General features: G+C 44.8%; 3 protein-coding genes. All 3 read left to right on the top strand.

The genetic code is table 11. From position 1 onward, the window contains the following. Positions 1–2,022: RHS repeat domain-containing protein (locus ACSV5M_RS21595; protein WP_439178919.1), on the top strand; the 2,022-nt coding region annotated here is incomplete at its 5' end. Next, positions 2,019–2,420 (top strand): VOC family protein, encoded by a 402-nt coding sequence (locus tag ACSV5M_RS21590; protein ID WP_439178918.1) that lies wholly within the window; start codon positions 2,019–2,021, stop codon positions 2,418–2,420. The genes ACSV5M_RS21595 and ACSV5M_RS21590, both read left to right, overlap by 4 nt. 310 nt (positions 2,421–2,730) lie before the next feature. Then, the coding region (locus tag ACSV5M_RS21585; protein ID WP_439178917.1) for a hypothetical protein at positions 2,731–2,974 on the top strand (244 nt) is incomplete at its 3' end.

Here is a 2,974-nt window from a genome sequence, read left to right as displayed (position 1 = left end):
ACGACTTATCCCAACGGTTTTAAAATCCAGCGTGAGTATCATGCCGCTGGTTACCAAACCAAAACCACCGACGTCACCAATAGCGCCTCACCCAAAGTACTCTGGACTCTTGGCAATGCCATCGACACACGTGGGAATTTCAATCGCCAGTTATGGGGTAATGGGGTTGTCACCCAGACCGAGTTTGATAACACCAGTGGCTACCTGAGCAGCATCAAATCCGGTCGCCTGAGTGGCGCCAACCAGGTCACCAATTTATACGGCGATATCCAGAACCTGAGTTACACCTTCGACAGTCTCGGCAATTTATATTCACGCACCACCGCGCGCATCAATAACAGCGGCGCCGTGCAGGAAACCATCACCGAGAATTTTGCCTACGACAAACTCAACCGCTTGACGCACTCAACCACGAGCGGACTCTTCGGTAGGACGCAAACCTACCAATACGATACCGGTGGCCTCGGCAATCTCGTCAACCGCACCGATACCCTCACCGGCAGCAGCGTGAATAACGATGTGGGCACACTCGCCTACGACCGCGTGCGCAATGCGGGTATCCATGCTGTGACCTCGGCGGGTGGCATCAACTACAGCTACGATCGCTACGGCAACATGATCGTACGTGGCAGTGAAACGCTCACCTACGATGTGTTCAACAAACCCACCCGTATTGCAGGAAGCACCACCACGGATTTCTTCTACGGACCGGATCACGAGTTGTACAAGCAGGTCAGTGGTGGCGTTACCACGTACAAGCTGGCAGGCGGAGTTTATGAAGTCACCACAAGCGGCACAACCACTACACAGAAGAGTTATGTGGATGGTGTCATTCTTAATACCCGCACTCTCGTCAATGGCACACAAACAGCCAACGATACACAATACCTGCACGGCGATCACTTAGGTTCTACCGAAGCTATTACCAATGCCCTCGGGCAATTTGTCAGCCGCATGAGTTTCAGCACCTGGGGTGAGCGCCAGAAGGCGGATTGGAAACCGGGACCACTCACGTCAACAGAACTCATCACCTACAACGCCATCACCACCAATGGTTATACAGGACATGACCAGTTGGATAACCATAACCTGATTCATATGGGCGGGCGGATTTATGATCCGAACCTGGGTAGATTCCTGAGTGCAGATTTGTTTATCCAATCGCCCTACAACACGCAGAGTTTCAATCGGTACAGTTACACGTTTAATAATCCGTTGAGCTATACCGACCCTAGCGGCTACCTTAACAATAAAAGTGGAAAGAGCCCCTTCCAACAGGATTTTAATCATCGATTTCAGCAAGCGATAAGTGAGGTGCTTGTTGAGGGTAGCAGACGCGATCAACAACTGGCACATTTTGCCGCTGCGGCAACAAATAGCAATAATCAAATGATGTTTAGTGCGATAGATGCACAGGCATTTGTGAATTCGTTAGTTGGGCAAGGAGTTACAGAGCTTATTTATTCGGAGAATGGTGAAACTTATAAGATGAGCATTGATGCCAAGGCGTTTAACGATTCAACTAAAGAAGTAGCAGCAAGTGTGGCGGTTGGCGTTGGAGTGCTTGCTGGGGCAAAAGATGCTGGCAGCTCAATAAAGGGATTATTGGGGGGCGTGCGTGTAGGAAACCCTTGGACATTACTTGCCTTAGCGTTAACTCCTACAAAAATGGGTGATGGAACTTTAACAGGAAATGGAATTAGAGAAAGGTCAAAGCCAAACATAGTTGTGATTGGTGAAGGACAACTAAGAGTTACCGCATTTGCGAAGTCAATTAACGCAGAGTATTTTAGATTGCCTGCCAGCTTACTTGATCCATCTTTAAACCCATCAGCTGAACTGTTGAAAAAGACTCTTGCATATAATATTGGTTGGATAAATGAAAAAATGGATAATGGGTATATTATTTATGACCTCGGCCGAGATGGGCGATCTGTTCCGAGCGCGTTTTATAGTGCTGAAATTGCAGAAATAAATGCTAGACAATACCCCTACCATTATGGAGTGAGACTTAAAGAATGATTAATTATCCAGATGATTTAATTTCTATTACTTTAAATACAGCCTTGTTTAATGAAACCTTATATTTTTATTCTGAGTTTTTAAAATTCAATTTACTGCATGAAAAGAATTTGCCAGATGGAAAAAGAGTTGCATTGTTGCAGATTGGAGACAATGTTGGTTTTAGGATTGTTTTAATCTCTAGCATAGAAAATGCTGAGGAAGGGTTTAAGTTCTCTATTAATATTAATAAATCTGATTGTGAAAAAATTTTTCGTCAAATGAAGTCTGAAAATGTATTTTTTCTAAAGGATTTTACATCTTTCCCTCACATGAATTATTTTGTTTGTAAAGATCCTGCTGGAAATGTAGTTGAGGTTTCTGAATTTTTTCCTGACATGATTGATTGGGATCGATAATTGTTTGGCATGCGCTGTTCGAGTATCCGTTAAATTTAGGTTGAAATTTCAAGCCGGTTTTTCACAAATTCCCAGCTGAAAACCGGTATTGCTCTTTCACAAAGTAAAAAAATAGCGCCGATTTTCTTGCGGTCAGTGCGTATTGATTGCAAGAAAATCCGTTTTTTTCGTTTTCGGCGTGATAAAAACGCCGGACAAGGATTGCGTTACAAGTTGTTGTGTCTTACGCCGCGAATTTCTTCAAGACGGTGAAAAATAAATTTCCGTCAATGCACCGTCCTATGCCGAAAACATCAACGGCTTTTCCGCTGTGAGATGTTGTTTTTCCCAAATCCTGACGGGTGTTAATTCGTTTAAATTCTGGTTTGTGGACTACGACCAATTGGGTCGACAAATCAGTCGCCTGGACAGATTGCCCAATGGAAACACCACGGCGTACAGCTGGTTGTGGGATACCCGCCAGCAAGGACAACTCAATTCACGCACCGGTAATGGCTTTACCGAAGAATATTTTTACGATGGTTTCTCACGGTTAAGCCGTCAGGTAGTCACAA

The organism is Cellvibrio sp. ARAG 10.3, assembly GCF_051846955.1.
Taxonomy (GTDB): Bacteria; Pseudomonadota; Gammaproteobacteria; order Pseudomonadales; family Cellvibrionaceae; genus Cellvibrio.
The sequence above is the reverse complement of the archived record's forward strand: the minus strand, read 5'-3'. Positions and strand labels throughout refer to the sequence as shown.